At 65.7% G+C, this 24,505-nt stretch carries 26 protein-coding genes; 7 read left to right on the forward strand and 19 right to left on the reverse strand.

What is annotated here, in order from left to right; genetic code table 11:
- Positions 1-4: 4 nt before the first annotated feature.
- From AR540_RS02125 to AR540_RS02150, 6 genes are all read right to left on the reverse strand, one after another.
- Positions 5-1,183 carry a ribosomal protein uL16 3-hydroxylase gene (locus AR540_RS02125; RefSeq protein ID WP_059226206.1) on the reverse strand — a complete coding sequence of 393 codons (1,179 nt, stop codon included), beginning with the start codon at positions 1,181-1,183 and terminating at the stop codon, positions 5-7.
- Between the two features lie 58 nt (positions 1,184-1,241).
- Positions 1,242-2,612: an adenylosuccinate lyase gene (gene purB, locus AR540_RS02130; RefSeq protein WP_059226207.1), complete on the reverse strand. Its 1,371-nt coding sequence runs from the start codon at positions 2,610-2,612 to the stop codon at positions 1,242-1,244.
- A gap of 87 nt (positions 2,613-2,699) precedes the next feature.
- On the reverse strand, positions 2,700-3,320 hold the full coding sequence (gene hflD / locus AR540_RS02135) for a high frequency lysogenization protein HflD (RefSeq protein ID WP_059226208.1): 621 nt from the start codon (positions 3,318-3,320) through the stop codon (positions 2,700-2,702).
- On the reverse strand, positions 3,317-4,426 hold the full coding sequence (gene mnmA, locus AR540_RS02140; RefSeq protein ID WP_153014151.1) for a tRNA 2-thiouridine(34) synthase MnmA: 1,110 nt from the start codon (positions 4,424-4,426) through the stop codon (positions 3,317-3,319). The genes hflD and mnmA overlap by 4 nt, the downstream gene beginning before the upstream one ends.
- Position 4,427: 1 nt before the next feature.
- On the reverse strand, positions 4,428-4,880 hold the full coding sequence (locus AR540_RS02145) for an NUDIX hydrolase (protein ID WP_059226209.1): 453 nt from the start codon (positions 4,878-4,880) through the stop codon (positions 4,428-4,430).
- A 109-nt stretch (positions 4,881-4,989) separates the two neighbouring features.
- Positions 4,990-7,221, reverse strand: coding sequence for an NADP-dependent isocitrate dehydrogenase (locus AR540_RS02150; RefSeq protein ID WP_059226210.1), 2,232 nt, complete (start codon positions 7,219-7,221; stop codon positions 4,990-4,992).
- 422 nt (positions 7,222-7,643) lie between these two features.
- Between AR540_RS02150 and AR540_RS02155 the strand changes: the two genes are divergently transcribed.
- Positions 7,644-7,853 carry a hypothetical protein gene (locus tag AR540_RS02155; RefSeq protein WP_059226211.1) on the forward strand — a complete coding sequence of 70 codons (210 nt, stop codon included), beginning with the start codon at positions 7,644-7,646 and terminating at the stop codon, positions 7,851-7,853.
- A gap of 109 nt (positions 7,854-7,962) precedes the next feature.
- Here the strand turns inward: AR540_RS02155 and AR540_RS02160 are convergent, their stop codons facing one another.
- The 4 genes from AR540_RS02160 to AR540_RS02175 form a co-directional block, all read right to left on the reverse strand.
- A complete protein-coding gene (locus tag AR540_RS02160) occupies positions 7,963-8,145 on the reverse strand; it encodes a hypothetical protein (protein ID WP_059226212.1) in 183 nt (60 codons plus the stop codon).
- 138 nt (positions 8,146-8,283) lie between these two features.
- Positions 8,284-9,750: an inorganic phosphate transporter gene (locus AR540_RS02165; RefSeq protein ID WP_059226213.1), complete on the reverse strand. Its 1,467-nt coding sequence runs from the start codon at positions 9,748-9,750 to the stop codon at positions 8,284-8,286.
- Positions 9,751-9,974: 224 nt separating this feature from the next.
- Positions 9,975-10,331 carry a 6-carboxytetrahydropterin synthase QueD gene (gene queD, locus AR540_RS02170; protein WP_082706883.1) on the reverse strand — a complete coding sequence of 119 codons (357 nt, stop codon included), beginning with the start codon at positions 10,329-10,331 and terminating at the stop codon, positions 9,975-9,977.
- A 128-nt stretch (positions 10,332-10,459) separates the two neighbouring features.
- The gene (locus tag AR540_RS02175; protein ID WP_059226215.1) at positions 10,460-10,696 is read right to left on the reverse strand and encodes a hypothetical protein; all 237 of its coding nucleotides are present in this window, start codon (positions 10,694-10,696) and stop codon (positions 10,460-10,462) included.
- A 114-nt stretch (positions 10,697-10,810) separates the two neighbouring features.
- Here AR540_RS02175 and AR540_RS02180 point away from each other — a divergent pair, with 114 nt between their 5' ends.
- Positions 10,811-11,428, forward strand: coding sequence for a hypothetical protein (locus AR540_RS02180; protein WP_059226216.1), 618 nt, complete (start codon positions 10,811-10,813; stop codon positions 11,426-11,428).
- On the opposite strand, the gene AR540_RS02185 is transcribed toward AR540_RS02180, so the two are convergent.
- The 3 genes from AR540_RS02185 to AR540_RS02195 all read right to left on the reverse strand — a co-directional run bounded on the left by AR540_RS02185 (position 11,383) and on the right by AR540_RS02195 (position 14,858).
- Entirely contained in the window at positions 11,383-13,254 is a 1,872-nt protein-coding gene (locus AR540_RS02185; RefSeq protein ID WP_059226217.1) for an ABC transporter ATP-binding protein, read from the reverse strand. The genes AR540_RS02180 and AR540_RS02185 overlap by 46 nt on opposite strands.
- A gap of 95 nt (positions 13,255-13,349) precedes the next feature.
- A complete protein-coding gene (locus tag AR540_RS02190; protein ID WP_059226218.1) occupies positions 13,350-13,901 on the reverse strand; it encodes a peptidylprolyl isomerase in 552 nt (183 codons plus the stop codon).
- 66 nt (positions 13,902-13,967) lie between these two features.
- Positions 13,968-14,858: a LysR family transcriptional regulator gene (locus tag AR540_RS02195; RefSeq protein ID WP_059226219.1), complete on the reverse strand. Its 891-nt coding sequence runs from the start codon at positions 14,856-14,858 to the stop codon at positions 13,968-13,970.
- Positions 14,859-15,030: 172 nt separating this feature from the next.
- On the opposite strand from AR540_RS02195, the gene AR540_RS02200 reads away from it, so the two are divergent.
- The 3 genes from AR540_RS02200 to rarD all read left to right on the forward strand — a co-directional run bounded on the left by AR540_RS02200 (position 15,031) and on the right by rarD (position 17,445).
- Entirely contained in the window at positions 15,031-15,615 is a 585-nt protein-coding gene (locus tag AR540_RS02200) for a DUF3060 domain-containing protein (RefSeq protein WP_059226220.1), read from the forward strand.
- A 73-nt stretch (positions 15,616-15,688) separates the two neighbouring features.
- Positions 15,689-16,540 carry an EamA family transporter gene (locus AR540_RS02205; RefSeq protein WP_059226221.1) on the forward strand — a complete coding sequence of 284 codons (852 nt, stop codon included), beginning with the start codon at positions 15,689-15,691 and terminating at the stop codon, positions 16,538-16,540.
- Positions 16,537-17,445 carry an EamA family transporter RarD gene (gene rarD, locus AR540_RS02210; RefSeq protein ID WP_059226222.1) on the forward strand — a complete coding sequence of 303 codons (909 nt, stop codon included), beginning with the start codon at positions 16,537-16,539 and terminating at the stop codon, positions 17,443-17,445. The genes AR540_RS02205 and rarD overlap by 4 nt, the downstream gene beginning before the upstream one ends.
- A 175-nt stretch (positions 17,446-17,620) precedes the next feature.
- Here rarD and AR540_RS02215 read toward each other — a convergent pair whose 3' ends face one another.
- From AR540_RS02215 to puuE, 4 genes are read right to left on the reverse strand one after another with little or no spacing between them, the layout of a single operon-like run.
- Positions 17,621-18,121 carry an ureidoglycolate lyase gene (locus tag AR540_RS02215; RefSeq protein WP_059226223.1) on the reverse strand — a complete coding sequence of 167 codons (501 nt, stop codon included), beginning with the start codon at positions 18,119-18,121 and terminating at the stop codon, positions 17,621-17,623.
- Entirely contained in the window at positions 18,118-19,125 is a 1,008-nt protein-coding gene (gene alc / locus AR540_RS02220) for an allantoicase (protein ID WP_059226224.1), read from the reverse strand. Before alc ends, AR540_RS02215 begins: the two co-directional genes overlap by 4 nt.
- A gap of 24 nt (positions 19,126-19,149) precedes the next feature.
- Positions 19,150-19,662, reverse strand: a complete 513-nt coding sequence (gene uraD / locus AR540_RS02225; protein WP_059226225.1) for a 2-oxo-4-hydroxy-4-carboxy-5-ureidoimidazoline decarboxylase — start codon at positions 19,660-19,662, stop codon at positions 19,150-19,152.
- A complete protein-coding gene (gene puuE, locus AR540_RS02230; RefSeq protein WP_059226226.1) occupies positions 19,659-20,567 on the reverse strand; it encodes an allantoinase PuuE in 909 nt (302 codons plus the stop codon). Before puuE ends, uraD begins: the two co-directional genes overlap by 4 nt.
- A gap of 217 nt (positions 20,568-20,784) precedes the next feature.
- Here puuE and uraH point away from each other — a divergent pair, with 217 nt between their 5' ends.
- The gene (uraH, locus tag AR540_RS02235; RefSeq protein WP_059226227.1) at positions 20,785-21,156 is read left to right on the forward strand and encodes a hydroxyisourate hydrolase; all 372 of its coding nucleotides are present in this window, start codon (positions 20,785-20,787) and stop codon (positions 21,154-21,156) included.
- 59 nt (positions 21,157-21,215) lie between these two features.
- On the opposite strand, the gene AR540_RS02240 is transcribed toward uraH, so the two are convergent.
- Together AR540_RS02240 and AR540_RS02250 are read right to left on the reverse strand one after the other, a co-directional pair.
- Positions 21,216-22,244 carry an SGNH/GDSL hydrolase family protein gene (locus tag AR540_RS02240; RefSeq protein WP_177339180.1) on the reverse strand — a complete coding sequence of 343 codons (1,029 nt, stop codon included), beginning with the start codon at positions 22,242-22,244 and terminating at the stop codon, positions 21,216-21,218.
- A gap of 398 nt (positions 22,245-22,642) precedes the next feature.
- Entirely contained in the window at positions 22,643-22,966 is a 324-nt protein-coding gene (locus AR540_RS02250) for an ArsR/SmtB family transcription factor (RefSeq protein ID WP_059226230.1), read from the reverse strand.
- Positions 22,967-23,058: 92 nt separating this feature from the next.
- Here AR540_RS02250 and AR540_RS02255 point away from each other — a divergent pair, with 92 nt between their 5' ends.
- Positions 23,059-24,156 carry an NADH:flavin oxidoreductase/NADH oxidase gene (locus AR540_RS02255; protein ID WP_059226231.1) on the forward strand — a complete coding sequence of 366 codons (1,098 nt, stop codon included), beginning with the start codon at positions 23,059-23,061 and terminating at the stop codon, positions 24,154-24,156.
- Positions 24,157-24,505 lie beyond the last annotated feature (349 nt).

Genomic DNA, 24,505 nt, shown 5'->3' on the forward strand with positions numbered 1-24,505 from the left:
CCTGTCAGTCGTCTTCGTCTTCTCCGGCGAAAATCAGGCTGCCCTGCTGGAGCAGCTCGCGGATCAGGCGCATGGCATCCTCGTCCTGCAGCCAGGGCGCGAGATTGGCCTCGTGCAGGACCTCCGCCGAGCATAGCAGGTCGAGCAGCGGTTGCAGTCGCATGGGCAGCAGGCGACTCTGACCGCTGGCGAAGACCATCACCTCGTCTTCCAGGCGACTCCAGGCGATGCGGCCGCTGGGGTTGCGCATCAGCAGGGCGCCTTCGTCGAGTTCCTTGCGCAGCTGCTTGGCGCTGAGGTTTTCCCCGGCGACGCGCTCCGGGTAGCGCGGCTCGGTCATGTGCTGGCCGAACCAGGCCAGCAGCAGGCGATCGTCGCTCAGGTGGCGCTCCATCAGGCCGCGCAGGCGTTCGATGGCCTCGGGCGGGATCTCCGCAGGATGCTCGCTGGCCGGCGCGCAGCCGGCGTCGCTGTAGCGCTCGTCCTCGGGGATGAATTGATTGAGGAAGTCGGTGAAGTGGGTGAGCACCTCGCCGGCGCTGGGCGCGCGGAAGCCGATGGAGTAGGTCATGCACTCGTCTTCGGCGATGCCGTCATGAGCGATGCCCGGCGGCAGGTAGAGCATGTCGCCCGGTTCCAGGACCCATTCGTCGGTCTGCTGGAAGTCGGCGAGGATCTTCAGCTCCAGGCCGTCAATCAGCGGGCTGTCGGCGGTGCACGGCTGGCCGATGCGCCAGCGGCGGCGGCCATGGCCCTGCAACAGGAAGACATCATAGTGATCGTAGTGGGGGCCGACACCGCCACCGGGGGCGGCGTAGCTGACCATGATGTCGTCGACGCGCCAGCTGGGCAGGAAGCGGAAGGGCTCCAGCACCTCGGCCACCTCGGGCACGAACTGGTCGACCGATTGCACCAGCAGGGTCCAGTCCCGCTCGGGCAGGCCGGCGAAGGTGTCTTCCGGCAGCGGTCCGCGGCGCAGCTCCCAGGTGCGGTCCTGGCCGATGATCAGGCGGGATTCGATTTCCTCTTCCAGCGACAGGCCGGCCAGTTCGTCGGGTTCAAGGGGATTCTGGAATTCCGGGAGGGCCTGGCGGATCAGCAGGGGTTTCTGCTGCCAGTAGTCGCGGAGGAATTCACGGGCGGTCAGGCCGCCGAGCAGTTGCAGGGGTTGATCCGGGTTCATGCACACCTCGCGCAATGAAAAACGCCCGGCGGTGCCGGGCGTAGAAAAATAGGCAGCCTCAGACCCGACGGGCCTGCTCGGCGGCGTTGCCGATATAGCCGGCCGGGGTCAGCTGGCGCAGTTCGGCCTTGGCGACCTCGGGGATCTCCAGGCCGTCGATGAAATCCTGCAGGGCGCTGGCGCTGATGCCCTTGCCACGGGTCAGCTCCTTGAGCTTCTCGTAGGGGTTGGCCACGCCATAGCGGCGCATCACGGTCTGCACCGGCTCGGCCAGGACTTCCCAGCAGGCGTCCAGGTCTTCGGCGATGCGGGCGGCGTTGAGTTCGAGCTTGCCGATACCCTTGAGGGTGGCTTCGTAGGCGATCACGCCGTGGGCTAGACCGGTGCCCAGGTTGCGCAGCACGGTGGAGTCGGTCAGGTCGCGCTGCCAGCGGGAGATCGGCAGCTTGCTGGCCAGGTGCTGGAGGATGGCGTTGGCGATGCCCAGGTTGCCTTCGGAGTTCTCGAAGTCGATGGGGTTGACCTTGTGCGGCATGGTCGAGGAGCCGATCTCGCCGGCCACGGTCTTCTGCTTGAAGTAGCCGAGGGAGATGTAGCCCCAGATGTCCCGGTCGAAGTCGATCAGGATGGTGTTGAAACGGGCGATGGCGTCGAACAGCTCGGCGATGTAGTCGTGCGGCTCGATCTGGGTGGTGTAGGGATTCAGGGTCAGGCCGAGGTCGCCTTCGATGAAGGTGCGCGCATTGGCTTCCCAGTCGACGTCCGGGTAGGCGGACAGGTGGGCGTTGTAGTTGCCTACGGCGCCGTTGATCTTGCCCAGCGGGCGGATGGCGGCGATCTGCTCGATCTGGCGCTCCAGGCGATAGACCACGTTGGCTAGTTCCTTGCCCAGGCTGGTGGGGGAGGCGGGCTGGCCATGGGTGCGCGAGAGCATGGGCACGTCGGCGAAGCGATGGGCCAGCGCGCGAATCTCGCCGGCGATCTGGCGCATCAGCGGCAGCAGCACCTGGTCACGGCCCTCACGCAGCATCAGGGCGTGGGACAGGTTGTTGATGTCCTCGGAGGTGCAGGCGAAGTGGATGAATTCGCTCACCGCAGCCAGCTCCGGCAGGCCTGCGACCTCTTCCTTGAGCAGGTATTCGATGGCCTTGACGTCGTGGTTGGTGGTGCGCTCGATGTCCTTGACCCGCTGCGCCTGCTCGACGCTGAACTCGCTGGCCAGCTTGTCCAGCAGGGCATTGGCCTCGGCGGAGAAGGGGGCGACCTCGGGAATGCCGGCGTGGGCGGCCAGGCGCTGCAGCCAGCGGACCTCGACCTGGGCGCGGAAACGGATCAGGCCGAATTCGCTGAAGATGGGGCGCAGGGCGGCGGTCTTGCCGGCGTAACGGCCGTCGATGGGCGATACGGCGGTGAGCGAGGAGAGCTGCATGGGCATTCTCTTGGTAGCGGGGGAGAAAGGGGCGGAATTCTACACGCAAAGGCCGGGGCTGTAGTACCGCCGCCGGCCAGTCGGGGATCAGTCGTTGCGCAGGGGATAGAGGTTGTCGAGCAGCTTGCGGCGATTGAGCACCAGCTGCCAGCGATGACCGCCGAGCTGGCGCCACAGGCGGGCGGAGCGGATGCCGGCCAGCAGCAGGGCGCGCACCCGCGAGGCGGTGGCGGGCTGCTGCAGGTAGCGCATTTCGCCGTGCACCTGGATGCGCTGCTTGAAGGTGCTCAGGGTGTCCTCGTAGAGGCCACCGCAGGCGGCGATGACGTTCTCGTGGGCCACCCCGAAGTGTTGCACCTGGGACTGGATCTGGGTGAGGCGCCGGCCGATGAGGTCGAGCAGGTCGCCGCGCTTCTCCAGCTTGCGTTCCAGGGCGGTCATCGCCAGGGCATAGCGCAGGGGCTCGCGCTGCAGGCTGTTGGGATTGCGCTCCAGGGTGCTGGACAGGGCGCCCAGGCCCTCGCGCAGGGGGGTGACGCTGCCGCCATAGACCTCCAGGGTGCTGCCCGGATCGCGCACCAGCAGGCTGCCGAGCAGACAGGCCAGGGGTTCCTCTGGCACCTGGCCGGTGCGGGCCAGCAGGTCGACCAGTACGGCGGCCTGGAAGACGCCGCCCAGGGCGATGAGTTGTTCCTGGGTACGATTCATGCGGCGGGGGCCTCGGCGCAGGCGGGTTGGTAGTGTTCGATCACGCCGCCGCCCAGGCAGACGTCGCCGTCGTAGAAGACCACCGACTGGCCGGGGGTCACGGCGCGCTGGGGCTCGTCGAAGACCACCCGGTAGCCGGCGCCCTGGCGCTCGATCCGGCAGGGCTGGTCCTGCTGGCGATAGCGGACCTTGGCGGTGAGGCGGCGTGGTTGGGTGAGGTCCAGCTCGTTGACCCAGAACATCTCGCCGACGGTCAGAGACTCGGCGAAAAGCCAGGGGTGGGCATTGCCCTGGCCGACGATCAGCACGTTGCGATTCAGGTCCTTGCTCAAGACGTACCAGGGCTCGTCACCGGCGTCCTTCATGCCGCCGATGCCCAGGCCCTGGCGCTGGCCGATGGTGTGGTACATCAGGCCATGATGGCGACCGATGACCTCGCCGTCGGTGGTCTCTATGTCGCCCGGCTGGGCCGGCAGGTACTGCTTGAGGAAGTCGCTGAAGCGCCGCTCGCCGATGAAGCAGATACCAGTGGAATCCTTCTTGCGCGCGGTGGCCAGGCCGTGCAGTTCGGCGATGGCGCGGACCTCGGGCTTTTCCAGCTCACCCACCGGGAAGAGGGTGCGCGCCAGTTGCTCGCCGCCCACGGCGTGGAGGAAATAGCTCTGGTCCTTGTTGGCATCCAGTCCCTTGAGCAGCAGGGTCTGGCCATCGACGTCGCGGCGGCGCACATAGTGGCCGGTGGCGATCAGGTCGGCGCCCAGGGCCAGGGCGTAGTCGAGGAAGGCCTTGAACTTGATCTCGCGGTTGCAGAGGATATCCGGATTCGGCGTGCGTCCAGCCTTGTATTCGGCGAGGAAGTGCTCGAAGACATGGTCCCAGTACTCGGCGGCGAAGTTGGCCGTATGCAACTTGATGCCGATGCGGTCGCAGACCGCCTGGGCGTCGGCCAGGTCTTCCTTGGCGGTGCAGTACTCGGTGCCGTCGTCCTCGTCCCAGTTCTTCATGAACAGGCCCTCGACCTGATAGCCCTGCTCCTTGAGCAAGAGGGCCGAGACCGAGGAATCCACTCCGCCGGACATGCCGACGATGACGCGGGTGCCGTTCACTTCAAAAACCTCTCATATCTACGATCATCGACAGGGGATAGCGGTGGCCGTCCAGGTATTTCTCGATGGCGTCCAGCACCAGCGGGCTACGCAGCCGTGCCTGCTCGGCGCGGATCTCATCGAGCGTCAGCCACACCGCCCGGGTGATGTCGGCGTCCAGGGCGCGCCCGGGCTCATGGGCCAGGGGGCGGGCATGGAAGGCCGTGCGGTAGTAGGTGACGCCATTGGCTGGCGCCACATAGAGACCGATGCCGATCACGCCCTGGACTTGCACCCGCCAGGCGGTTTCTTCCAGCGTTTCACGGTAGGCCGCCTCGATCAGGCTCTCACCCGGCTCCAAGTGCCCGGCCGGCTGGTTGAGCACCAGGCGGCCCTGTTTTTCTTCCTCGACCAGCAGGAAGCGGCCGGCGTCTTCCACCACGGTGGCCACGGTGACGTGGGCGTGCCAATCCATCTCGGACTCCGCTATCGGTAATCGCGCAGTATACGCCTTAAGCTTTGTCGGTCCCAAATGCAGCGAACCCCGGCCAAGGCCGGGGTTCGCGTTCAGCGCAGGGCTAGGCTCAACCCTTGAGCTGGGCCAGGGCGGCATTGAGCGTGGCGCTCGGACGCATGGCCTGGCTGGTCTTGGCCTGGTCGGGGTGGTAGTAGCCACCGATATCCACCGGCTGGCCCTGGACGCCATTCAGCTCGGCGACCACCTTGGCTTCGTCGGCGGTCAGCGACTTGGCCACCGGCGCGAACTGGGCTTGCAGCTCGGCGTCGTCGTGCTGCTCGGCCAGGGCCTGGACCCAGTACAGCGCCAGGTAGAAGTGGCTGCCGCGGTTGTCCAGTTCACCCGCCTTGCGCGAAGGCGACTTGTTGCTGTCGAGGAACTTGCCGTTGGCCTGGTCCAGCGTCTTGGCCAGGACCTTGGCCTTGGCGTTGCCGGTGGTCTCGCCCAGGTGATTCAGGGATTCGGCCAGGGCCAGGAACTCGCCCAGGGAATCCCAGCGCAGGTGGTTTTCCTGCACGAACTGCTGGACGTGCTTCGGCGCGGAGCCGCCGGCACCGGTCTCGAACAGGCCGCCGCCGTTCATCAGCGGGACGATGGACAGCATCTTGGCGCTGGTGCCTAGTTCCATGATGGGGAAGAGGTCGGTCAGGTAGTCGCGCAGGACGTTGCCGGTCACCGAGATGGTGTCCTCGCCCTTGCGGATGCGCTCCAGGGATACCCGGGTGGCTTCCTCGGGCGACAGGATGCGAATGTCCAGGCCGTTGGTGTCGTGGTCCTTGAGGTAGCGCTCGACCTTGGCGATGACCTGGGCGTCGTGGGCCCGGTTCTGGTCCAGCCAGAAGATGGCCGGGGTGCCGCTGGCGCGGGCACGGTTGACGGCGAGCTTGACCCAGTCCTGGATCGGCGCGTCCTTGGTCTGGCACATGCGCCAGATGTCACCGGCCTCGACCGGATGCTCGAAGATCACCTTGCCCTGGTCGTCGGTGACGCGCACGGTGCCGTCGACGGGGATCTGGAAGGTCTTGTCGTGGGAGCCGTATTCCTCGGCCTTCTGCGCCATCAGGCCGACGTTGGGCACGCTGCCCATGGTGCTGGGATTGAAGGCACCGTTCTTCTTGCAGTCCTCGATCACCACCTGGTAGACGCCGGCGTAGCAGCGGTCGGGGATGATGGCCTTGGTGTCCTGCAGGTTGCCCTCGGCATTCCACATCTTGCCGGAGTCACGGATCATGGCCGGCATGGAGGCGTCGACGATGACGTCGCTCGGGACGTGCAGGTTGGTGATGCCCTTGTCGGAATTGACCATGGCCAGCGCCGGGCGCTGGGCGTACTGGGCGTCGAAATCGGCCTTGATGGCGGCCTGGGTGGCTTCCGGCAGGCTGGACAGTCGGGCGTAGAGGTCGCCGATGCCATTGTTGCGGTCGAAGCCGGCTTCCTTCAGGGCGGCTTCGTGCTTGGCCAGGACGTCCTTGTAGAACTCGCCGACGATGATGCCGAACATGATGGGGTCGGAGACCTTCATCATGGTGGCCTTCAGGTGCACGGAGAACAGCACGCCCTTGGCCTTGGCGTCCTCGATCTGGGCGGCGATGAAGCTCTGCAGCGCCTTGCGGCTCATGGTCGAGGCATCGACGATCTCGCCGGCCTTGACCGCGGTCTTCTCTTTCAGGACCTTGGCGCTGCCGTCCTTGCCGATCAGTTCGATCTTCAGGCTGCCGGCGTTCTCGAGGGTAGCCGAGCGCTCGCTGCCATAGAAGTCATGGGCGTCCATGTGGGCGACGTGGGACTTGGACTCGGCGCTCCAGGCACCCATGCGATGGGGGTGCTTGCGGGCGTAGTTCTTGACCGACAGCGGCGCGCGGCGGTCGGAATTGCCTTCGCGCAGGACCGGGTTCACGGCGCTGCCCTTGACCTTGTCGTAGCGCGCCTTGACGTCCTTTTCCTGGTCGTTCTTGGGTTCGTCCGGGTAGTCCGGGAGGGCATAGCCCTGGCCCTGCAGTTCCTTGATCGCGGCCTTGAGCTGCGGCACCGAGGCGCTGATGTTGGGCAGCTTGATGATGTTGGCTTCGGGAGTGGTGGCCAGTGCGCCGAGTTCGGCAAGGTGGTCGGAGATGCGCTGCTCTTCCTTCAGGTACTCGGGGAAAAGGGCGATGATGCGGCCGGCAAGGGAGATGTCACGGGTTTCGAGGGCGACGCCGGAGGAGGCGGTGATGGCCTCGACGATGGGTAGCAGCGAATAGGTCGCCAGGGCGGGCGCTTCGTCGGTCAGGGTGTAGATGATCTTCGACGTGGTGGACATGTCTTGCTTTAACTCCTCTTTATCACAGCTGTGGCGCGAAGCCGGGCGAGCGAGGATCGACCCTGGAGTCGATAGACGCCCCAAGAAGGCGTTATCGGGCCGCGCGGCAGGCGCGGCGGCGATGGACGTGCGATGCGACAAAGCGTCGCTGCGGAAGTTGCGCGGTCGGCCGATATAGCCAGCGGAACCGGCAGGGCCTGCAGCGACCCGTCAGTCGCGGGAGTATACCAGCGCGGCGCCTGGCGTGCATTCGTGGTGCCACAGGAGGATCGCCCCGGCCGGGCACCGGTCCGGGCGGCGGGGAGGGAAGTGGCTGGCACACCGGTGGGCGGGTCAATGGCCTTGACCAATCGACGGCCGGTCCTGCACGGAAAATGCTTAAGGGACTACACTATCGCCCCTCTGAATTTCACGAGGTCGTTATGAAAACCAAGGACAATGCGTCCAAAACCCGTTCCTGGGCCATCGTCGGGCTGGAAACGCTCGTCATCGTCGCCCTGTCGCTGTACATCGCCTTCGGCGTCGGCTTGTTCGTCAAGCACCACTGCTGGGACACCCTGACCCCGCAGCAGCGCGACCAGATCCTCGAGCAGATGAGCCGCAGCGCTCAGGAAAGCAGCCTGCTCACCTGATTCGTCCGAATCACCGCTTCTCGAACAATCACAAGAATCTTCCTTTTCCCGTCATCCGCACGCCACTCGGCGTATCGGAAGGTTAGCCTCTGCCTGGCGTTCGACCGATTCAGCACGTCAGGTGCTTGCGGGTCGCCACTGGCGAAGAGGTACCCATCTTCCGGGTGAGCCGAGGCAGGCTGGTCGGGTAGGGGCGAGCGCGACGCGCCAGGCGCAGCATGGCCCAGAGTACGGCTAGCGAGAGGGCCAGCCAGCCAAGCACGAGAAGGAGGATGTAGGTCGCAGGACTCATTGACGTTCACCGTACGGCTGTCTCGGAAAAGTGTCGGTCGGACACATTTCACTAGACTCGTCAATAGCAGTCCTGTTCGGGGCTTCCCGACGAGGGGTTCGCCCGGGCGCTACGCGTGCAGCGCCCGGGCGGTGGGGATCAGAGGAACAGGTGGGCCAGCCAGAACAGGCCGGCGGACAGTGCCATGGAGGCGGGCAGGGTGAGCACCCAGGCCATGAGGATGTTGCGCACCGTGCTGCCTTGCAGGCCACTGCGGTTGGCGACCATGGTGCCGGCCACGCCCGACGACAGCACGTGGGTGGTGGAGACGGGCAGGGCGAAGACGTTGGCCATGCCGATGGCGGCCACGGCGGTCACCTGGGCGCTGACGCCCTGGGCATAGGTCATGCCCTGGCGACCGATCTTCTCGCCCACGGTAAGGACCACGCGGCGCCAGCCGACCATGGTGCCGATGCCCAGGGCCAGGGCCACCGCGATGATCACCCAGAAGGGCGCATATTCGGTGGTGCTGGTGAGGTCCTTGCGCAGGCGGCTCAGGTCGTCGCGATCCCGGGCGGTCAGCACCGGCAGCTTGCTGACCTTCTTCGCCGTGTCGTCCAGGCACAGCAGATAGCGGCGTACCTGCTGGCGATGGTCGTCGCTCATGGCACGGTAGTCGGTGATGCCGTCCAGGTCGGCCAGCAGCGCCTGCAGGGTGGGCAGGGTCATGTGCGGGGCGCAACGGAATTCCTGGGGCAGATCGCGATTGCCGGGCACTTCGGCGAGGAAGTCCTTGAGGTTGTCGCCCTGGCGTTCGTAGAACTGGCCCAGGTGAATGGCCGCATCGCGGGTACGCTCGATCTGGTAGGTGGTGCTGTCCAGGTCAAGCACGAACTTGGCCGGGACGATGCCGATCAGGACCAGCATGATCAGGCCGATGCCTTTCTGGCCGTCGTTGGAACCGTGCACGAAGCTCATGCCCATGGCCGAGAGCACCAGCATCAGGCGATTCCAGAACGGCGGGTGCTTCTTGGCATCCAGCTCGCGGCGCTGCTCGGGGGTCTTGTGCATCTTCGACAGCGGCCGCCAGCGCTTGAGGGCGAGCAGCAGCAGGCCGGCGACCACGAAGCCGGCCAGCGGCGAGAAGATCAGCGACAGGCCGATGTCGATCGCCTTCTGCCAATTCACGCCTTCGCTCATCGGGATGCCGGTCAGCAGGGCGTTGGTCACGCCGACGCCGAGGATGGAGCCGATCAGGGTGTGGGAGCTGGAGGCGGGGATGCCGAAGTACCAGGTACCCAGGTTCCAGGTGATGGCCGCGGCGAGCAGCGAGAACACCATGGCCAGGCCATGACCGGTGTTGACGTTGATCAGCAACTCCACCGGCAACAGGTGGACGATGGCATAGGCCACGCCGACGCCGCCGAGCAGCACCCCGAGGAAGTTGAAGATGCCGGAGAAGAACACCGCGAGGTGCGGCGGCATGGCCTTGGTGTAGATCACCGTGGCGACAGCGTTGGCGGTGTCGTGGAAGCCGTTGATGAATTCAAAGGCCAGCACGAAGGCCAGGGCCAGGACGAGGCTGATGGCGACCCAGGCGTGGAGTCCGCTGAAAAGTTCGAACATGGGGATACGTCGACAGTTGGCAGGCGCGAATTATGGCAGAAAAATGACTGCCGCCATCGCCGCCTTGAATGGGAAGAGGCAATTAAGGCTTGTTTGAAAGGCAGCCGAGCGAAGGTCAGGCAAGGCAAAAATCAGCGAGGAAGCGGAGTTTACGAGGGGTAAATGAGCATTCCGAGGTGATTTTTAACGCCGTATGGCCGAGCGCGGGCGCTTTTCAGGCAAGCCTAGTCGCCGCGGTAGATGCAGCCGCTGGTGCAGGTCTCGTGGATACGAACCTGGCTCAGTTCCGGCAGGAGTGGCTTGAGCTGCTGCCAGATCCAGCGGGCGAGCACCTCGCTGGTGGGGTTTTCGAGACCCGGGATGTCGTTCAGATAATGGTGATCCAGGCGCTCGTACAGCGGCTTGAACACGGCCTTGATGTCGGCGAAGTCGCGTACCCAGCCGGTGTGAGGGTCGAGGTTTCCCTCGATGTGCAGGGCGACCTTGAAGGAATGCCCATGGAGACGTCCACACTTGTGGCCCGCTGGAACATTGGGGAGGACGTGTGCGGCTTCGAAAGTGAACTCTTTGAAGATTTCCAAAATAACCACTCGCGTTGGGCCACGGGGTGTGGCGGCTGCGGGCCGGCAGTCTACCAGCTCGACGGCGCCTTGCCGAACCTCGCGGCGGTAGACGAAGGGCGAGTCCTCTAGCCGGGCATCGACCAGGGTTAGAGGTAGTGGCCGTCGCGCGCGAGCTCCAGGCGGGTCTGTTCGATCAGGGCAGCGAGGTGGCCGGCATGGCCGTACTGGCCGCGTGCGACATGGGCGACCGAGGCCAGGACCCGGCTGCCATCGGTCACCGCCAGGGAAAAGCTGGCATCGCTCCGATCCTCACGGACCTCGCCGCGCAGCGGCAGAAAGGCCTTCTCGACGATGTGGACGGCACGGGCGAGATCGATCGACATGGGCGGGCTCCTCGGGCTGATACCTTCGACAGAACATACGAATCGGGAAAAATTCTGATTTGCCATCGCCAGCTCGCTTAGGCAGTCTCCCGCTCTTTGGTCGGACGGTTTCTCATGCGTAATTCCACTTCCCGTACTTTCTGGGTCCTGGTCGGACTGGCTGCCGCCTTCGGTCTCGCTGGCGTGGTCGGTAACCGCCTGGGCTGGGACCGACTGGAAATCGGCTATCGGACGGTGCCGTCGCCCAGTGGGCTGGACATCGGCGTGGCCGGGCAAGTCATCACCGGGCTGCCGGCGCTGTGCATCGCCCTGGCCCTGGTGACGGTGGTGACCGCCCTGGTCATCCGTGGCGGTCGGCGCTTTCGTGCGCGGTTGCCCCTGCCGGTGACCGCCGCCATTCTCTGGCTGATGCTGGCGACCTTGCTGGTGCTCTTCTATCCCAGCACCCTGGCCTTCCAGTGGGAAAACCACCGCAGCGCCGCGGAAATCGATTTCTATCTACTCCAGGAACGCCACGGCCCCTTCCAGGGGACGGCGCAGAAGAGCCAGTTGCTGACCTACTACCGCGACTGCGGCCAGGCCGGGCAGGCCGTCTGCCCGGTGTTCGAGTGCGTAGTGGAGCGCCGCAGCTGGCTGGGTGGTTTCCAGAAGATCGAAGGCTTCTATCCCGGCCTGGACCAGGACCATCAGCTGGAACTGCTGCGTACCCGCTGCCTGCCCGGTACGCCGTGACCGACGAAGCCACCGGTCTGGTGGCGCCATAGGCGGGCGTAAAGGCCGTTGTAGGCGATCAGCTCGTCGTGGGAACCCATCTCGACGATCTGGCCGCGTTCCATCACCACTAGGCGATCCATGCGCGAGATGGTCGATAGCCGGTGCGCGATGGCGATCACCGTCTTGCCTTCCATCAGGGTTTCCAGGCTCTCCTGGATGGCCGCCTCTACCTCGGAGTCGAGGGCCGAGGTGGCTTCGTCCAGCAGCAGGATGGGCGCGTCCTTGAGCAGGGTGCGGGCGATGGCGATGCGCTGGCGCTGGCCGCCGGAGAGCTTGACGCCGCGTTCACCCACCTGGGCATCCAGGCCGGTGCGGCCATGGGCATCGGTGATGCGGGCGATGAAGTCGTCGGCCTTGGCCTTGCGCAGGGCGGCGTGCAGCTCTTCGTCGGTGGCCTCGGGCCGGCCGTAGAGCAGGTTCTCGCGGATCGAGCGGTGCAGCAGGGAGGTGTCCTGGGTGACCACGCCGATCTGGCATCTCAGGCTTTCCTGGGTGACGTGGGCGATGTCCTGGCCATCGACCAGGATGCGCCCGCCTTCCAGGTCGTAGAGGCGCAAGAGCACGTTGATCAGCGTCGACTTGCCGGCGCCCGAAGGGCCGACCAGGCCGATCTTCTCGCCGGGAGCCACGTCCAGGGTCAGGCCGTCGATGATGCCGGCGCCCTTGCCATAGTGAAACTGGATGTCGTCGAACAGCACCGCGCCACGGGTCACCTGCAGCGGCTTGGCGTCCGGCGCATCGCCGACCTGGCGCGGCTTGGCGATGGTGCTCATGCCGTCCTGCACCATGCCGATGTTCTCGAAGATGCCGTTGACCACCCACATGATCCAGCCGGACATGCTGTTGATGCGGATCACCAGGCCGGTGGCCAGGGCGATGGCGCCCACGCTGATCACGCCCTGGTGCCAGAGCCAGAGGGCGAGGCCCGTGGTGCCGGCGATGAGGAAGCCGCTGAGGATGGCGATGGTCACGCCCATGGCGGTAATCAGCCGAGCGGCGCTCTCGGCCTTTTCCGTCTGCTCTTCCATGGCCTGGCGGGCGTACTGCTCCTCCTGGGCCGAATGGGAGAACAGCTTGAGGGTGGAAATGTTGGTGTAGCCGTCGACGATGCGCCCGGAGAGTTGCGAGCGGGCTTCCGAGGCGATGGCCGAGCGCTCCTTCGTCTGCGGCACGAAATACCAGAGGGCGATGACGTAGCCGATGATCCAGAGGATCAGGGGCACCATCAGCCAGACATCGGCCTGGGCGAACAGGATCAGCGAGGTGACGGCGAAGATCAGCACGTGCCAGATGGCGTCCACCGCCTGCACGGCCGAATCGCGCAGGGACACGCCGGTCTGCATGATGCGGTTGGAGATTCGCCCGGCGAAGTCGCTGTGGAAGAAGCCCAGGCTCTGCTTGAGCACGTAGCGATGGTTCTGCCAGCGGATCAGGGTGGTCAGGCTGGGGGTGATGGTCTGGTGCACCAGCAGGTCGTGCAGGCTGATGAACAATGGGCGCAGGACCAGGGTGACCACCGCCATCCAGATCAGGGTACCGCCGTGCTCCTGGAAGAACACCGTGCTGTTGGGCGCGCTGTCGGCGAGGTCGACGATCTGGCCGATGAAGTTGAACAGCGCCACCTCGATCAGGGCACCGATCAGGCCGACGACCAACAGCAGGGCGAAGGCCGGCCAGGCTTGCTTGAGGAAGTGGAGATAGAAGGCGCCGACGCCAGTGGGCGGCATTTCGTCGGGGGCTTCCCGAAACGCATCGATGATGCGTTCGAAGCGGCGAAAGATCATGCGGGGTCCTTGTGTGGGGAGGCGGCGCCTCGCACCGGGGCCTCGCCTGGCTTACCGGACGACCCCCAGCGGATCGTCCGGCAGGACGGGTCGGCTTACAGCCGTTTGGCAGCGAGAATCATCACCGGTTCACGGGGAATGTCGCGCAGCATGCCCTGGCGCGTGGTCTGGACCCCAGCGATCTGGTCGACGACTTCCATGCCGCGCACGACCTTGCCGAACACCGCGTAGCCGAAGTCACGCGAGCCGTGGTCGAGGAAGGCGTTGTTCTCGACGTTGATGAAGAACTGACTGGTGGCGGAGTTGACGTCCGAGGTGCGCGCCATGGCCAGGGTGCCGCGCAGGTTCTTCAGGCCGTTGTCGGCTTCGTTCTTGATCGGCGCGCGGGTGCGCTTTTCCTGCATGTCCCGGGTGTAGCCGCCGCCCTGGATCATGAAGCCGGGGATCACGCGATGGAACAGGGTGCCCTTGTAGAAGCCGCTGTCGACGTAGGCCAGGAAGTTCTCGGTGCTGACCGGCGCCTTGGCCGCATCCAGCTCGACTTCGATGTCACCCTTGTTGGTGCTGATGAGTACGTGCGGATTGTCCGCGGCCCAGGTGGTGGAAGCGACGAACAGCGCGCAAGCGGCAAGCAGGGCTTTGAACATGATGAATCCTTGAGTGGACGGAAACGACTGGCGAACGATAGCAATCCGACGGACACCCCGCCACGGTCAGCGTGGCAGAGCGTGCTGGCGCAGCAGGTTCATCAGGATCTGCGAGGCCGGGCCCAGCTCGTGCTGGCGGGTCTTGTAGAGCTGGAAGGGGTGGAAGCGCTGGGCGCCCTGTTCCAGGGGCAGCGGCTTGAGCAGGCCCTGGTCGAGATCGCTCTGGATGGCATCCCGCGGCAGCCAGGCGAAGCCCAGGCCGTCGCGCAGGAAGGTCGCGGCCGTGCTGATGCTGCCCACCGTCCAGCGCTGCTCGGCGGCCAGCCAGCCAGCGTCCCTGGGCTGGGCGCGGCCGCTGTCGCGGATGACGATCTGCAGTTGCTCTTCCAGATCGGCGGTCACCAGGGTGCGCTGCAACAGATGCAGGGGGTGCTCGGGATGGGCGACGGCGACGAACTCCACGGTACCGAGGGAGGCACCCAGGTGGGCGGCGATCACCAGGCCGGTGATCGCCAGGTCCGCGGAGCCGTCGAGCAGGGCCTCTTCCACCCCGGACAGGACCTCTTCACGCAGGCGCACCCGGCAGCCGCGACTCTGCGGCATGAATTCGCGCAGGCAGCGCAGCAGCTGGCGGGTAGGGTAGGCGGCATCCACCACCAGGCGTACCTCGGACTCCCAGCCCTGTTCCATGTGATAGGCCAGTTCTTCCAGCTGGCTGGCCTGCTGCACCAGGCGGCGCGAGCGGCGCAGCAGCACGGCGCCGGCGTCGGTCAGCACCGCGCGGCGGCCTTCCAGGCGCAGCAGGGGTACGCCGAGTTGCTCCTGCATGCGGGCGACGGTGTAGCTGACCGAGGATTGGGAGCGGTGCAGCACCTCGGCGGCCTGGGCGTAACCGCCATGATCCACCACGGCCTGCAGGGTGCGCCATTGGTCGAGGGAAACGCGGGGAGTCTTCATCGAGAGCGTCGTGGCTACGAAAGCGGGCATGTTAGAGCGTGACGGCACAATGGGAAAACGCGGCGCGTATCACGGGATGAAAAAATGCCGGATGTCGGATCAAATATCCGCTCCTGGTGACCCTCCAAGCCCGTCGATGAGTTTCCCACTCTAGGCAAGACAAGGAGTCTCCATGTCGTCATTCAAGGCGTTGCTGGGTTGCTGTCTGCTCGTCGCTCCCCTGTTGGTCAATGCCGATGAGCGGACCGCCGAGCCCATCGAGATCGATGGGCTCAATCTGACCCGAACCCTCGATTGCCAGGGCCGGGACGTCTCCCTTTCCGGCGAGAGCAATACACTTACCCTGAAAGGCCAATGCGGCGAGGTGACCATCTATGGCAGTCACCATCGCCTGGTGATCGATAGTGCGCAGACGTTGGCCATCCACGGCCTGGGCAGCGTCACCACGGTCAAGGGCTCGGTGGCCAATCTGAGCATCGGCGGCGGTTACCAGCAGGTGCAGGCCAATGTGCGGGCTGGCAGCGAAGGCCTGGCCAAGGTCGATGCCTACGGCTACGGCGCCAAGGCGCGCCTGACCTTGCTCAGCCAGGCCGACATCGCGGTGGGCGGTTCCAACCAGCAGGTGTACTGGTCTCGCGCGGCGGGCGTGGCCGAGCCGAAGACGCTGGTCTCCGGCGCCGACAATGTGCTCCAGGCCAACCAGTCGATGGCGGCGATCACCACTGGCGATCCGTCGGGGCTGAACGCCAACCGATAGACCGTGGCGAGCGGGGCTTTTCCTCCGGCGGCGGGCGCGTTAAGGTCGCGCACCTTTTTCGTGCGTCGCCGTCATGCCTTATCTCCTGCTCGTCACCCTCATCTGGGCCTTTTCCTTCAGCCTGATCGGGGAATACCTCGCTGGCCGCGTCGACAGCGACTTCGCCGTGCTGGTGCGGGTGGCCATCGCCTTCGTCCTCTTCCTGCCGTTTACCTGCTGGCGCGGCGTGCCAGGGCGTTTCGCCCTGGGACTGATGGCCGCTGGGGCACTGCAGTTCGGTATCACCTACCTGTGCCTGTATCGCAGCTTCGCCGTGCTGACGGTGCCGGAGGTGCTGCTGTTCACCGTGCTCACACCTATCTACGTGACGTTGCTGGACGATGCCTGGCAGCGTCGCTTCCGCGTCTGGTCGCTGCTGGCGGCCGTCGTGGCGGTGGGCGGGGCGGCCCTGATCCGCTTCCAGCCACTGACTGGCGACTATCTGCTCGGCTTCCTGCTGCTGCAGGTGGCCAACCTGACCTTCGCCGCCGGCCAGGTACTGTGCAAGCACCTGGGGCATGCCTATGCCGGCCAGGGCGCCCTGCATCGCTACTTCGGGCTGTTCTTTCTCGGTGCCCTGCTGGTGGCAGCGCTGTCCTTCCTGCTGTTCGGCAATCCGGCGCGGTTGCCCAGCACACCGCTGCAATGGGGCGTGCTGATCTGGATGGGGGTGTTCGCCACGGCGCTCGGGCTCTACTGGTGGACGCTGGGCTCGTTGCGGGTCAACGGCGGTACCCTGGCGATCATGAACGAAGCCCATGTGCCGGCGGGCCTGCTGGTCAGCCTGCTGATCTGGCAGCATCCGGCCGATCTGCCTAGGCTGTTGCTGGGCGGCGGCATCATCCTGCTGTCGCTGTTCATCAATCGCCAGGGGCGTCGGTCATGAGCGTGCTGTCGGGCAAGGGCCTCGGCCTTTCGGTGCTGTCGTCGGTGCTGTTCGCGCTGATGCCGGTGTACTTCGCCTGGCTGGCTCCCCTGGACGGCCTGCAGGTGGTGGCGCTGCGGGTGGTCTGGTCGCTGCCCATGGTGCTCCTGCTGGTGGTGGTGCTGCGCGAGGGCAAGGCACTGTGGGCGACGCTCAAGCGGCTGGTGCGTGAGCCTCGGCTGTGTCTGGCCATCCCGGCGGCGGCGCTGCTGATGGGGATTCAGTGGTGGGTGTTCGTCTGGGCGACCATGAATGGCGAGGCCATGGCCATGTCGCTTGGCTATTTCCTGCTACCCCTGGCGATCGTGCTGACGGGGCGGTTGGTCTATGGCGAGCGGCTGCGGCCGTTGCAGCGCCTGGCGGTGGTCTGTGCCTTGCTGGGGGTGATCAACGAGGTCTGGGTGACCGGGGCGCTGTCCTGGGTCAGCCTGCTGCCGGTGGTGGGCTATCCGCCCTATTTCGTCTTGCGTCGCTGGATGGCGGTGGATGCGCTGTCCGGCTTCGTGCTGGAAATGTGCTGCCTGCTGCCCTTCGCGTTGCTCGCCCTGCATTGGTTCTCGCCGGGTGCCATCCTGCAACAGGCGCCCGGGCTGTGGGCGCTGCTGCCGGGGTTGGGTCTGCTCAGCGCCATCGCCTTCGCCGCCATGCTGGCCTCGAGTCGCCTGCTGCCGCTGAGTCTGTTCGGCATCCTCAGCTATGTGGAGCCGGCGCTGCTGGTGTTCGTCGCCCTCTATATCCTCGGCGAGCGACTGCCGGACGGCGCCATCTGGACCTATGGCCCCATCTGGCTGGCGGTGGCCTGGGTCTGCCTGGATAGCGCGCGCCTGCTGCGCAAGCAGCTCAGGCGCGCCTCGGCCAACCCCTAGTGTGGTGTTTCAGAAGTCAACTACACAATTTTGGCGGCGCTTTTTGTCCACAGCGGCGGACCGCCCTGGACGTCGTTGCCACTTCTCGCCATAGCCCTGCTATGACTCGTCGCGGCGCCTAGCCCACGAACAAAAATCACTCGCCAATTCTTGCGCGAACTTCTGAAACACCTCACTAGAGCGCTAGCGTTGGGCAGGCTTCCGTCGCGAAGAAGAACTCGTCGCAGTTGGGCAGGGTGCCGGCGCGGTCGACGATGAGGAATTCATCCTCGTCGCGCAGGGCCAGCACCGGGTGGTGCCAGACGCCCGCATGGTAGTTGATGCCTTGGCGGCCATCGGTGCGGAATACCCGGATGGCCTGGGCATCCGGCTGCGGCGCCGGGGGCGCCACCACCACCAGGAAGGGCTCGCCGCGCAGGGGTACGAAGGCCTGGCTGCCATGGGGATGGCGTTCCAGCATGGCGATGGTCAGCGGGTATTCCAGGCGCCGAGCGCGAAAGATGCTGATGATCGCCGCGCCGTCGGCCGGACCGGTCTCGACTCGCGCCAGGGCATGGAATCTCTGGGTCGAGCCATTGTTGATGGGAAACCAGTCGCGGCCCTCGGTCTCGATGACGTCGCCGAAGGGCGCGAAGCCCTCGGCGGTCAGCGGCTCGATGTGCAGCGGCCGGCTCATGCCTGGCCCCGGGCGACCTTGCCGAACAGCCGCAGTCGGCTGACACCGCCGTCGGGGAAGATGTTCAGGCGCACGTGGGTGATGGGGCCGAGGTCGCGCACCTGCTCGCGGAAGCTGTGTTCCTGGTGCATCTGCAGCTTCTGCGGCGGCAGCAGCTCCTTCCAGAACAGACTCTGGGTCTCGATCTGGCCATCGGTACCGCCACGGACATAGGCGCCCTGGATCTGGCAGCTGTCCGGGTAGTTGCCCTTGAAGTGCAGGGTGTCCACCAGGATTTCCTCGACGACGCCGGCATGGCCCAGGGCGATGATCACCCAGTCGTTGCCGGGGGTGCGGCGGCGGGCGGTTTCCCAGCCATCGGCCATGCTGGCGGCGCGCCCCGGATTGAGGATGTTGCTCATGCGGCCGTAGTGCTCGTCGTTGCAGGCCAGGGCGCGACCGCCGTTGAGGGCGGCGGCGAGGTCCAGCACCTCGTCGTCGGCCTGGGCCGACCAGTCGCGATGGGGGATGCCGTAGACCCGCAGGCGAGCCACGCCACCGTCGGGATAGATGTTCAGCCGCAGGTGGGTCCAGGGGCGGTCGTCGGCGATGGCATGGTAGTGATGACTGTTGCCCTGCATCTCGATGGCGGGCAGCACCTCGGTCCAGGCAGCGTCATCAGCCGGATCGCCCTCGGCGCAGAAGCAGGCTTCCAGGGAGGCGGAGGGCGGGTAGTTGCCGGTGAACCAGCGGGTGTCGATGTCGACGCCCTTGATCGAGCCGGGCACGCCCAGGCGGATCACCGCGTGGTCATAGCCTTCGAACCTCTTGCGGCGCGACTCCCAGCCATCCATCCACTTGCCGTTGTCGTCGTAGACGCCTTCCTTCCACTCCGGCTCATGGGGCTGGAGCATGCGGTCGGCGGCGGCGAACCAGTCGTCGGTGACGCTGATGACCCGGGTGCCGAGGCGGGCGTCGGCGAGGTTGAGGTACTTCTCGAAGGGCGCGGCGTAGGTGCGTTTCATGAGGGGCTCGTATTCGGACTGAGGTCAGAGGGTCTGGAGACGGAAGAGGGCGATGCGGTCGATCTCGGCCAGGGCGCGCTGGAATTCCTGCTCCGGAGTGTTGGGCAGGCGCTCCTCGAAGGCCGCGAGGATCAGGTGTCGGTTACTGCCCTTCACCGCCATGATGAAGGGGAAGCCGAATTTTTCGCGGTAGGCGTCGTTGTAGCGGGTGAAGCGGGCCAGTTCGTCGGCATTGCATTGATCCAGGCCGGCGCCGGCCTGTTCGCTGGTGCTGGCGGCGGTCAGCTCACCGGCCAGGGCGGCGCGACCGGCGAGATCCGGGTGGGCCTGGATCAGCGCCAGTTGCTCGATGTGGCTGGCCCGGGCCACCTGGGCGGACAGCCGCTGGTGCAGGGCCTCGATGGCATCCGGCAGCGGCTGGCCCTCGTCGAAGGCGCGCTCGGCGACCCAGGCGGAGTGTTCGTAGATGCCGCCGAAGGCCGCGACGAAGGCGGCGCGGTCCAGTTGGCTGGGCGTCAGGGTCTGGAAGCTGCTCATGCCGGCGGATGCTCCTGGTACCAGTGACGGGCGATGTCCACCCGGCGAGCGAACCAGACGCCCTCGTGGCGCTGGGCGTATTCCAGGAAGCGCTTCAGGCCCACCAGGCGCCCGGGGCGGCCGATCAGCCGGCAATGCAGGCCGATGGAGAGCATCTTCGGTGCCGTAGCGCCTTCCTCGTAGAGGGTGTCGAAGGCGTCCTTGAGGTACTGGAAGAACTGTTCGGCGGTATGGAAGCCCTGCACCTGGGTGAATCTCATGTCGTTGGTGTCCAGGGTATAGGGGATCACCAGGTGCGGCTTGCCGGTGGGGGTGTCGGGCTCCCAGTAGGGCAGGTCGTCGTCGTAGGTGTCGCTGTCGTAGAGGAAGCCGCCTTCCTCCATCACCAGGCGCCGGGTGTTGGGGCCGGTGCGGCCGGTGTACCAGCCCAGGGGGCGCTCGCCGGTCAGCTCGGTGAGGATCTCGATGGCGCGCTGCAGGTGGGCACGCTCCTCGGCCTCGTCCATGTATTGATAGTCGATCCAGCGATAGCCGTGGCTGCAGATCTCGTGGCCGGCCTGGACCATGGCGCGGATGACCTCGGGATGGCGCTCGGCGGCCATGGCCACGGCGAAGACGGTGAGGGGCACCTGGTGCTTGGCGAACAGTTCGAGGATGCGCCAGACGCCGGCGCGGCTGCCGTACTCGTAAAGCGATTCCATGGCCATGTTGCGCACACCCTGCAGCGGCTGGGCGGCGACCATCTCGGAAAGGAAGGCCTCGGATTCCTTGTCGCCATGCAAGATATTGCGCTCGCCGCCCTCTTCGTAGTTCAGCACGAAGGATAGGGCGATGCGGGCGTTACCCGGCCAGCGGGGGTGAGGCGGCTGGGCGCCGTAGCCGATGAGATCACGGGGATAGGTCATGGAGGGGCATCCTGGCGGTCGAGACGTTTTGTATACAATGTTTGGAGACCTTTGCCGAGTCCCAGCAAGAATCTTGCCTAACTGGTCTGACCGGTCAGATCGCGAAAGGGGCCTTGAAAGGACGCGATGGGGGGCGTCGCCGGATAGCTTGGGCTGTATACAATCGGCGGCGAGAAAGCTGCTAGGCTGGGTGATCTTTCCTGCAGGAGCCTTGCCGATGTCCGTTTCGTCTTCTTCCGGTTACCTGACGACTCATGTCCTGGATACCGCGGCGGGCTGTCCAGGCGCAGGTATCGTCGTGCGTCTGTATCGCCTGGCCGAAGGTGCCCGGCAGGCGCTGGGGGAACTGCGCACCAACGCCGACGGCCGCAGCGACGCGCCGCTGCTACAGGGCGAGACCTTCCAGCCTGGCTACTACGAGCTGGAGTTCGACGTGGGGGATTACTATCGGCAGCGGGGCGTGGACCTGGACGAGCCGGCCTTTCTCGACACGGTGATCCTGCGTTTCGGCATTGCCGATGCCACTGCGCACTATCACGTGCCTTTGCTGGTTTCGCCCTACAGCTACTCGACTTACCGAGGAAGCTAGTCGAGTCCGCTTCGTCGTGGTGCGGGCGGGCGTGGTGGGCACCAGCCTGGGGCGTCGGCTCAGTGGTAGATCGGCTCGGTCGACAGGCGCGCGGTCATCAGCAGCGGCTTGTCGTGGGCAGCGCTGTCGGGCCAGGTCTGGGCGATGCGTTCCAGCACCACCTGGGCCAGCATGCTGTGGGTGCGGCTGGCGAAATGCCCCCGCGCACCGAAGATGTAGGCCTGGTCGGCACCCGGCTCGACATAGCTGTCCGGGTCGCAGAACTCCCGGCCGGGCAGGCAGGCATCGCCCTCGGCATGGGTAAAGCCGTAGTTGCCGTAATGGGCGAAGACTTCTTCCATCACCCGGTAGGCGTCCACCAGCAGCAGACGGTCGCCGGCTGGCAGATTGGCCTGCAGGGTCTCGTTGTAGAGCTTGACCAGGTCGTGATTGCGCTGCGCCACCTGCTCGGTCCAGGGCTCGAGATAGGGCGCCTTGCCGTAGTCGGTGTTGTTGAGGACCACCAACCGCTGGGCGCCGAGGCTGAGCAGGTAGCGCAGCAGCTTGACCTCGTTCATCGCCGTATGCCGGATTCGGGCCTCGACCTGCTCGCGGATGTCCGGGGGCAGCGGCGCATCGGCCATCAGCGCGGCCCTGAGCTTCTTGTCGTAGAAGGGGCCGATGATGTCATTGCCGCCGATCTGCACCAGCACCAGATCCTGCTGGCGGAAGCGGCCGTGCTGCATCTCGAAGTTACGAATCTGCTGGGAAAAGGCGAGGGGCGCTTCGTTGTGGTCGAAACCCGGCTCGGTGAAGCTGCCGGTCACGGCGCCGCCTTCGGCGTAGCAGAGGCCATCGGTATCGACCGTACCCTCGTGGCCGTAGCCTTCCGCCTGTCGGTTGGGGCCGAGTTCGATGCCGTAGGCTTCGGCGATTTCCTGGGGATAAGTGCGTCCGGGGTTGGTGGCGTAGATGTGGCCGAAGGTGCCGCAGTCCATGAGGCTATCGCCGAAAGCGATCACCCGCTGGATACCTCGCGCTTCGGCGATGGGTTCGGGGCTGGGTACCAGGGCGAGCAGCGCCGCGACGCCGACCAAGGCACTGGCCAATCCCCAATTCCTGCCCATAGCCCACCTCCCGGCAGCACCCTGGATAGGCGCTGCCAACGACTGCTGCAACCTTCATACCGGGAAGAGGGGAAAATGCCGTCGGGAGTTCCCCCAGCCTCGTGATAGAGGAATTTCCGGGTAATGACAAGCGTGCGCGCCAGCGCTGTCGCCAGGAGGGAAAGGATGGTCGTAGAGGGCTTGTTGCCGCTGGATCGCCGCGGATTTCCAGTCGTGATTCGACGGAGCCAGAGGAGGCGCACCAGCTACTTTTGGGTCAGGAGCGAGGCGACGAAAGGACGGGGCGTGCACCAGGACGCGGCGGTCGTGGCTGGGGCTGCGGCAGACCTGTGCGGCCAGATCGAATGAACGAGGGTTCAGGCTCGCGCAGGGGATCCGCGTCAGGCAGGTTCGCCGACCGGTATCGACGACTGCGCCAGGATGGCATCGAGCAGACCGGGGAAGCGGCTATCCAGATCCGCCCGCCGCAGCTGGTTCATGTGCGTGGTGCCGGCGTTGCGGGTGTGCACCAAGCCAGCATCGCGCAGGACGCGGAAGTGGTGGGACATGCTGGACTTGGGGCGACCGCCATCCAGCTCGCCGCAGGTGGCTTCGGTCACCCGGGCCAGGTAGCGGACGATATCCAGGCGTACCGGATCGCTGAGCGCGTGGAACAGGCGCTCAAGGGAGAATTCATCGGGACTGGGATGTTTGAAAGGGCGCATGGGCCAATCATACACCGGGGGTTGGCGATCATGCTATGTTCGATTAGTATCGAATTAACGAACCAACAGTCACTCCCTTGGAGACCGCTCAGATGTCCGCATTGTTCCAACCCTTCACCCTCAAGGACGTGACGCTGCGCAACCGCATCGCCATTCCGCCCATGTGCCAATACAGTGCCGTCGATGGCGTGATCAACGACTGGCATCAGGTGCACTACGCGGGCCTGGCGCGGGGCGGTGCCGGCGTGGTCATCGTCGAGGCCACGGCGGTATCGCCGGAAGGCCGCATCACCCCCGGCTGCGCCGGTATCTGGTCCGATGCTCACGCCCAGGCGTTCGTGCCGGTGGTCAAGGCGATCAAGGCGGCCGGTTCCGTGCCGGGCATCCAGATCGCCCATGCCGGCCGCAAGGCCAGCGCCAACCGTCCCTGGGAAGGTGACGACCACATCGCCGCCGCCGACAGCCGTGGCTGGGACACCATCGCTCCGTCCGCCGTGGCCTTCGGTGCCAACCTGCCCAAGGTACCCAAGGCCATGACCCTGGACGACATCGCCCGGGTCCGCCAGGACTTCGTCGATGCCGCCAAGCGTGCCTATGAAGCCGGCTTCGAGTGGCTGGAGCTGCACTTCGCCCATGGTTACCTGGCGCAGAGCTTCTTCTCGGTGCACTCCAACCAGCGTGACGACCAGTACGGTGGCGATCTGGCCGGCCGCAGCCGCTTCCTGCTGGAAACCCTGGCCGCGGTGCGCAAGGTCTGGCCGGAGCATTTGCCGCTGACCGCTCGTTTCGGCGTGATCGAATACGACGGTCGCGACGAAGAGACGCTGGCCGAGTCCATCGAGCTGGCCCAGGGCTTCAAGCGCGAAGGCCTCGACCTGCTGAGCGTCAGCATCGGCTTCTCCACCCCGACCGCCAACATCCCCTGGGGCTCGGGCCTGCTGGCCCCCATCACCGAGCAGGTGCGCAAGGCCACCGGCCTGAAGGTGGCTTCGGCCTGGAACATCGACACCCCGGCCCTGGCCAACCAGGTGGTGGCCGACGAACAGCTGGACCTGGTGATGGTGGGCCGCGCCCACCTGGCCGATCCGCACTGGCCCTACCATGCGGCCAAGGCCCTGGGCGTCGACAAGCCCTCCTGGGTGCTGCCGGCGCCCTATGCCCATTGGCTGGAGCGCTATCGCAGCAGCTGAGTCGGTTCCTGCCAAGACGAGACGCTATCCAGGGTGATGCCTGTCAGTCGAGGTGCTGATCGCCGCCTTCACACTGCCAGTCGCCCGGGTAGGCACAAAAAACGCCGCGTTTTCTTCACGAGAACGCGGCGTTTTTCCTCAACTGATCGGCATCTGGCCAATGTCTGGCTTTTCAGGGCTACGACCTGGTCCTCTATCGTTGCTGCTTTATCGCGGCCATGGCGGTCCGCCGGTGCGGCCGCTCCTACAGGGAGTCACGCCGGTTCAGGGTGCTCTTGCCGTGGCTGATGGCCCTGAACGCCTGCTTGGATAGCTCCCTCTCCCCGCGGGAGAGGGTCGGGGAGAGGGA

Source organism: Pseudomonas sp. EpS/L25 (assembly GCF_001512295.1).
GTDB lineage: Bacteria > Pseudomonadota > Gammaproteobacteria > Pseudomonadales > Pseudomonadaceae > Chryseomonas.

Coding starts and splice junctions, on each gene's coding strand:
- rarD (WP_059226222.1), top strand. CDS start 16,537: ATGAGCGTGCTGTCGGGCAAGGGCCTCGGCCTTTCGGTGCTGTCGTCG.
- AR540_RS02185 (WP_059226217.1), bottom strand. CDS start 13,254: ATGATCTTTCGCCGCTTCGAACGCATCATCGATGCGTTTCGGGAAGCC.
- AR540_RS02160 (WP_059226212.1), bottom strand. CDS start 8,145: ATGAGTCCTGCGACCTACATCCTCCTTCTCGTGCTTGGCTGGCTGGCC.
- uraH (WP_059226227.1), top strand. CDS start 20,785: ATGTCCGTTTCGTCTTCTTCCGGTTACCTGACGACTCATGTCCTGGAT.
- puuE (WP_059226226.1), bottom strand. CDS start 20,567: ATGACCTATCCCCGTGATCTCATCGGCTACGGCGCCCAGCCGCCTCAC.
- purB (WP_059226207.1), bottom strand. CDS start 2,612: ATGCAGCTCTCCTCGCTCACCGCCGTATCGCCCATCGACGGCCGTTAC.
- AR540_RS02195 (WP_059226219.1), bottom strand. CDS start 14,858: ATGAAGACTCCCCGCGTTTCCCTCGACCAATGGCGCACCCTGCAGGCC.
- AR540_RS02125 (WP_059226206.1), bottom strand. CDS start 1,183: ATGAACCCGGATCAACCCCTGCAACTGCTCGGCGGCCTGACCGCCCGT.
- AR540_RS02215 (WP_059226223.1), bottom strand. CDS start 18,121: ATGAGCCGGCCGCTGCACATCGAGCCGCTGACCGCCGAGGGCTTCGCG.
- AR540_RS02165 (WP_059226213.1), bottom strand. CDS start 9,750: ATGTTCGAACTTTTCAGCGGACTCCACGCCTGGGTCGCCATCAGCCTC.
- AR540_RS02150 (WP_059226210.1), bottom strand. CDS start 7,221: ATGTCCACCACGTCGAAGATCATCTACACCCTGACCGACGAAGCGCCC.
- AR540_RS02145 (WP_059226209.1), bottom strand. CDS start 4,880: ATGGATTGGCACGCCCACGTCACCGTGGCCACCGTGGTGGAAGACGCC.
- AR540_RS02255 (WP_059226231.1), top strand. CDS start 23,059: ATGTCCGCATTGTTCCAACCCTTCACCCTCAAGGACGTGACGCTGCGC.
- AR540_RS02190 (WP_059226218.1), bottom strand. CDS start 13,901: ATGTTCAAAGCCCTGCTTGCCGCTTGCGCGCTGTTCGTCGCTTCCACC.
- hflD (WP_059226208.1), bottom strand. CDS start 3,320: ATGAATCGTACCCAGGAACAACTCATCGCCCTGGGCGGCGTCTTCCAG.
- AR540_RS02205 (WP_059226221.1), top strand. CDS start 15,689: ATGCCTTATCTCCTGCTCGTCACCCTCATCTGGGCCTTTTCCTTCAGC.
- uraD (WP_059226225.1), bottom strand. CDS start 19,662: ATGAGCAGCTTCCAGACCCTGACGCCCAGCCAACTGGACCGCGCCGCC.
- AR540_RS02175 (WP_059226215.1), bottom strand. CDS start 10,696: ATGTCGATCGATCTCGCCCGTGCCGTCCACATCGTCGAGAAGGCCTTT.
- AR540_RS02180 (WP_059226216.1), top strand. CDS start 10,811: ATGCGTAATTCCACTTCCCGTACTTTCTGGGTCCTGGTCGGACTGGCT.
- alc (WP_059226224.1), bottom strand. CDS start 19,125: ATGAAACGCACCTACGCCGCGCCCTTCGAGAAGTACCTCAACCTCGCC.
- AR540_RS02250 (WP_059226230.1), bottom strand. CDS start 22,966: ATGCGCCCTTTCAAACATCCCAGTCCCGATGAATTCTCCCTTGAGCGC.
- AR540_RS02200 (WP_059226220.1), top strand. CDS start 15,031: ATGTCGTCATTCAAGGCGTTGCTGGGTTGCTGTCTGCTCGTCGCTCCC.
- AR540_RS02155 (WP_059226211.1), top strand. CDS start 7,644: ATGAAAACCAAGGACAATGCGTCCAAAACCCGTTCCTGGGCCATCGTC.